This window comes from Aquiflexum sp. (assembly GCF_041751335.1).
Classification (GTDB): Bacteria; Bacteroidota; Bacteroidia; order Cytophagales; family Cyclobacteriaceae; genus Aquiflexum.
The window spans coordinates 1-5,373 of sequence record NZ_JBGSXS010000039.1 but is presented as its reverse complement, the minus strand read 5'-3'; the positions used below and the strand labels follow the sequence as shown (position 1 = coordinate 5,373).

Below are 5,373 nucleotides of genomic sequence, written 5' to 3'. Positions count from 1 at the left end.
ATGTCCGCACATACCCATTATATGAAGCAGACATTTTTTGGAAAAGAAGACGGCTATAATCAGCCAAAGGCACACCACCACTACAATATAGGCACACCTTCGGGAGATTGGTACAGCGGAAAAATACTTGCTGACGGCACACCTGAATCCACCATGAGGGACGGTTCACCAAAAGGTTATCTGTTTTTGGAAATCAATAATGCTGATTTCAAGGTCCGTTACAAAGCAGCCGGAAAACCCGACACCCACCAAATGGAGATCTTTGCCCCTAAAGTTTTGGCAAAGGATGTTCGCACCAGTTCCGGTATTGTGGTCAACTTCTTTACAGGTTCAGCCGACGACAAAGTGCGGTACCGGATCAATCAAGGAGAATGGAAAAACATGACCCAAATAGAAAGTTATGATCCCACTTATTTGCTGAAAGTATATGAATGGGACACTACAGAGGCAGTCATGCCCGGCAGAAGACCATCGAACCCTGCCATCACCGACCACCTATGGAGAGCTCCTATCTCCTCCAACATGGAAGTGGGTGAACATACCATAGAAGTAGAAGCCACAGATATATTTGGGCAGGTTCACAAGGGTAGCCGGGTTTTTAAGGTGTTGCAGGCAAATTGATAGATCTGTAATTCTGTAATGATGACATATTCATAAATTAGATATTGGTGGATATTTGTTGGATATTAAGATATAGTTCACCGTGCCAGCGGTGGTGGAGCATATTGATTTCCAATTCAATCATTTAATCTATAAGTTATTGAAAGTATGGTGATAAATAAAAACGAAAAGGAATCACCCTATAGGACATTTGTATTATATTTACAGACAAAAGTCTAAATAAAGAATTCATGGCAAGTGTAGTAATCTCCAAATTAGAATCTAAACTGGATAAAGAAGTTTCCTCCTTATTGAAAAAATCGAGGTTGAAGGGCTTTTCATTTGATGAGGAAAAAGAGATTACCTATGCTGACTTCCTTTCAGACAAGATGCTGATCATTGCGGCAATAAGGACAGGAATCCCCTATTCATTTTTTGATTTAGTCCAAGACTATACACCGTTTTCAGAAAGTGACTGGGCAAATTTTCTGGACATTTCCACTAAATCCCTGCAACGTTACAAAGCTTCTGAATCCCATCATTTCAAGCCCATACATTCAGAAAAAATAATCGAAATGGCAGAAGTGACGAAAATGGGGCTTGATGTTTTTGGAAACATTGAAAAATTAAAACTCTGGCTCAACACGCCAAGCTATGCCCTTGGCAACCTGAAGCCCATAGACCTTTTGAAAGATTCTTACGGCAAGGAGTTGGTCATGAGCGAACTGGTCAGAATCAATCACGGGATTCTTGTATAAATGGAGGTATTCAGACTTTCAAGAGCCCCATATGCCCATTCACTTTCCGGAAAAGGTGCCGCCATCAAGGGTGCCAGATGGAATTCTGTAGGATTGGAACTGATCTATACTGCCCAAAACAGATCATTGGCCATGGCTGAAGTTGCGGTTCATTTCAGCCTGGCCACCTTGCCTGATGACTATATGATGGTAAGCATATCTATTCCTGATCATATTGAAATAGGTCTTATTCATGAAGACGAACTGCCTTCTGATTGGAACGCTTTCCCCCACCCTACAACCACACAAAGGATAGGCGACGAGTTTGTGTTTCAGAACAGGTATTGTGCCATAATGGTCCCCTCTGCCGTAACCAAAGGAGATTACAATATCCTGATCAATCCCAATCACAGGGAATTTGGAAGCATTGAAATCCTAAAGGTCGAGAAGTTCCCTTTTGTTAAAAGGATATTCAGGTAAGACGCTATGACTATTTCGAATTTTAAACGTGATCAATTGATATTGGTGGATATTCGATATTAGGATACTTGAGCGCCGTACCTGCTGACAGGGGTAAGGCGTATTGTTTTGGAACCACAAAAGAAACAACAGGAAACAAAAGAACTGAAATAGTTTGCAAACCACTACTGAACATAACGTTGATCATTTTCTTTTGTAATCTTTTGTCTCTTTTGTGGTTCAATTAAATAACCTTCAGAATGCTATAATTACCAAGTATATTTTCAAAGCTTTGATTTGTCGGTGTCCCAATATCGAAATCATGAGAAAGCAAGGGAACCTGTCACCCACTGTCTGAGAAGTTTCAAATCCTGAAAAAACGAATTACTTCTTCCTCTTTGTTATTCAAAATATGTTTAAATTATAAACATAAATTTGTTTATTATATTAACATATTGTCATGGAAAGGAAGAGGAGCATTGTCCATATGGACCTGGATTCATTTTTTGTGTCGGTGGAGCGGCTGTTTGACAGCAGGCTGAACGGAAAGCCTATACTCATCGGTGGATCGGGAGATCGGGGAGTCGTGGCTTCCTGTAGCTACGAGGCTAGGAAGTTTGGTGTGCATTCTGCCATGCCCATGCGTACGGCACGACAGCTGTGTCCTGAGGCATTGATCATCCGGGGGGATTTTGAAAAGTACAGCCAAAAATCCCATGAGATCACCGAGATCATCCGGGAAGATGTGCCACTCTTCGAAAAATCCTCCATCGACGAATTCTACATCGACTACACGGGAATGGACCGGTTTTTTGGTTGCTTTAAGATGGCGCAAGAACTCCGTCAAAGGATCATAAAGGAAAGCGGACTGCCGATTTCACTGGGATTGTCCGAAAACAAAACCGTCTCCAAAGTCGCTACCGGTGAAGCCAAGCCCGACAATGAAAAGGAAATCCCTTATGGGATGGAGAAGCCTTTTCTCGCTCCCCTATCCGTCCGCAAGATTCCCATGATCGGGGAAAAGACTTCGCATACCCTGTACAATATGGGAGTGAAAACCGTACGCACCCTACAGGTGATGCCCGCCGAACTGTTGGAAGCCACCTTCGGTAAAAACGGATTGATCATCTGGGAAAAAGCAAACGGCATAGACCGATCACTCGTGACACCCTATTCCGAAGCCAAGTCTATTTCCTCGGAAAACACCTTCGAACAGGATACGATAGATGTCAAGATGCTCGAAGCCCACCTCATCGCCATGACCGAGCAGATTACAACGAAGCTGCGCCAAAAACAGCAACTGACCGCCTGCGTGAGTGTGAAGATCCGGTATTCGGATTTTGATACACATACCGTACAGCAGCGGATATCCTATACTTCGGCGGACCATACACTGATACCGATTGTGAAAGAATTGTTCCGAAAGCTCTACAACCGCCGCATGCTGATCCGTCTGATCGGGGTACGCTTCAGTCACCTTGTCAATGGCAATTACCAGATCAACCTCTTTGAAGATACCCAAGAGCAAATCAAGCTTTACCAGGCACTCGACCGCCTCAATACCAGGTATGGCGACAAAACCGTTTGCCGCGCCATCGGCATGGCCGTAGGTAGAAGGAGGTTCAATCCATTTAATGGAGTGGCGCTATGAGAAAATACTTATCCAAAATTCTGCTGCTAAGTAATTAACTTAAACTCTTATGAATTTAGATATTCATAGATACTGATTGATATTGGTTAGAAAACAATCATACAATCTTATAAATACTTTTACTGATAGAATTGCATACCATCTGAAAAAAAGTAACGGATACTACTCCAAAGACAATCCCAATTTCTGAAGAATCCCCTCTTCCTTCATGATACTTTCGATGTCCTCTACAGTCTTGGGAACAAAGGCACTCAGGTTTTTGTGACCGTCTTGGGTAATCAGGATATTATCCTCTATTCTCACTCCGATTTTCCACCATTTGGGATCGGTATTGCTGCCTTCGGGAATATAGATTCCTGGTTCCACGGTCAGGACCATTCCAGGTTCAAGTTTGCCGTATCCACCCCTATCATGTACATCCAATCCCAAATGATGTCCAATACCATGTGGAAAATATGGATGTTTTTCTCCGGGCTTTACCAGTCCTAATGCAATCAATCCTTCATCTATCACTTTTCTTGCTGCCTCCCCTACTTTCTGATAATCAGAACCGGGATAGCACGCTTCTATTCCCGCTTCCAATGCTTTCAATACGATTTCATAGATAGCTTTTTCTTCAGGGGAAAATACTCCTTTCACAGGGACTGTCCGCGTAATGTCACCAGAATATCCTTTGTATTCCGCTCCTATATCCATCAAAACCAATCCTTCTTGCAGATTTTCGACGTTATTTTCCACATAATGCAGTATGGTTGAATTATTGCCAGAACCAACGATAGACCCGTAGCCCACATCTTCGGCACCCATGGCTTTGTGTACAAACTCATGTACACCCTGAATTGCCCTTTCCGACACTCCGGGCTGAATGGACTTAAATGATTCTATATGCCCTTTGCCCGAAATCATAACTGCCTTTTCCAAGACTACCATTTCCTCCGGCGTCTTCACCACTCTCAGTTTACCCATAATCTGATTCAAAGCTGTATTGGATGGCACTTCTTTGGACAGACTCATTCCCTTCAACTTCACAATCATTTCATTCAGAGCCGCATTGTGGCTTCCTCCCTCAATCGTCCCCATATCAAATGACAGCAAAGGCCCCAAGCTACCCCAATCAATATTTGGGGATTTCATAAATTCCGAATTGACATAGGCATTTTCAAAACCCAATTTTTCTTTGACACCTTCCACACCCAATCTTACGCCATCCCATTGCTCCTTTTTTGGGTCTCGGGGCTGTACGTAAATGATCTCACTTACCTTTTTCCCTTCAATCGTCTGTGGGTTTTTGAAAATGATCAATGCTGCATTGGGTTCCCTAAACCCTGTCAGGTAATAAAAATCAGAATTGGGACGGTAGGTGAATTCGGTATCATTAGACCTGTTTTTGACAGGATTATTGAATATCACGGCAACCCCATTTTCCGGTAAAAGCTCCCGGAAAGCCTGTCTCCTTCCATGATGGAAAGTTGCATTCAGTCCATCTTCAAAATAGGATTGGGCTTGAATATCGACGGATATGCCCAAAAGGATGATGAAAGTAAAAAGGAAATATTTCTGAAAACCTGATTTCATAGCTGTTTTTGTTTGAAATTGAAATATACAATCAGTTTTCAAAACTCAATTGCCAATCATCAATTTTTGATCAGTATCCCTCTATTGGAATGGCCATTTAACAATATGTTAAAATGGATGCAAATATGAATCCTTATATTTGCCACATTCCAAACAGTCCAGAGACATAATGAAAAGATTGATCATGATTTTGTTGGCAACCGCGATGGTTTCCAGTGCCTTTTCGCAAAGTATTAAAGCCGATGCACCCAAAAAACCAAAACTAGTCGTAGGTATCGTCATCGATCAGATGAGGCAGGAGTATTTTTACAAGTTTCAAGACAGATATACTGAGGGTGGATTTAAGAGGCT

At 42.3% G+C, this 5,373-nt stretch carries 5 protein-coding genes and 1 pseudogene; 5 read left to right on the top strand and 1 reads right to left on the bottom strand.

The features are described 5' to 3' along the window. The 4 genes from ACEW8U_RS02130 to dinB form a co-directional block, all read left to right on the top strand. A partial coding sequence (locus tag ACEW8U_RS02130) for a calcineurin-like phosphoesterase C-terminal domain-containing protein (RefSeq protein WP_373520385.1) occupies window positions 1–621 on the top strand: 621 nt, incomplete at its 5' end. Between the two features lie 230 nt (window positions 622–851). Then, the gene (locus tag ACEW8U_RS02125; protein ID WP_373520384.1) at window positions 852–1,358 is read left to right on the top strand and encodes an antitoxin Xre/MbcA/ParS toxin-binding domain-containing protein; all 507 of its coding nucleotides are present in this window, start codon (window positions 852–854) and stop codon (window positions 1,356–1,358) included. Beyond that, window positions 1,359–1,817: an RES family NAD+ phosphorylase gene (locus tag ACEW8U_RS02120; RefSeq protein ID WP_373520383.1), complete on the top strand. Its 459-nt coding sequence runs from the start codon at window positions 1,359–1,361 to the stop codon at window positions 1,815–1,817. It begins immediately after the preceding gene. Window positions 1,818–2,256: 439 nt separating this feature from the next. Further along, window positions 2,257–3,447: a DNA polymerase IV gene (dinB, locus tag ACEW8U_RS02115; RefSeq protein ID WP_373520382.1), complete on the top strand. Its 1,191-nt coding sequence runs from the start codon at window positions 2,257–2,259 to the stop codon at window positions 3,445–3,447. Between the two features lie 162 nt (window positions 3,448–3,609). On the opposite strand, the gene ACEW8U_RS02110 is transcribed toward dinB, so the two are convergent. Then, complete coding sequence (locus ACEW8U_RS02110) at window positions 3,610–5,022, bottom strand: aminopeptidase P N-terminal domain-containing protein (protein WP_373520381.1); 1,413 nt, start codon at window positions 5,020–5,022, stop codon at window positions 3,610–3,612. Between the two features lie 169 nt (window positions 5,023–5,191). Here ACEW8U_RS02110 and ACEW8U_RS02105 point away from each other — a divergent pair. Continuing rightward, a pseudogene (locus tag ACEW8U_RS02105) lies at window positions 5,192–5,373 on the top strand (alkaline phosphatase family protein); the annotation flags it as partial.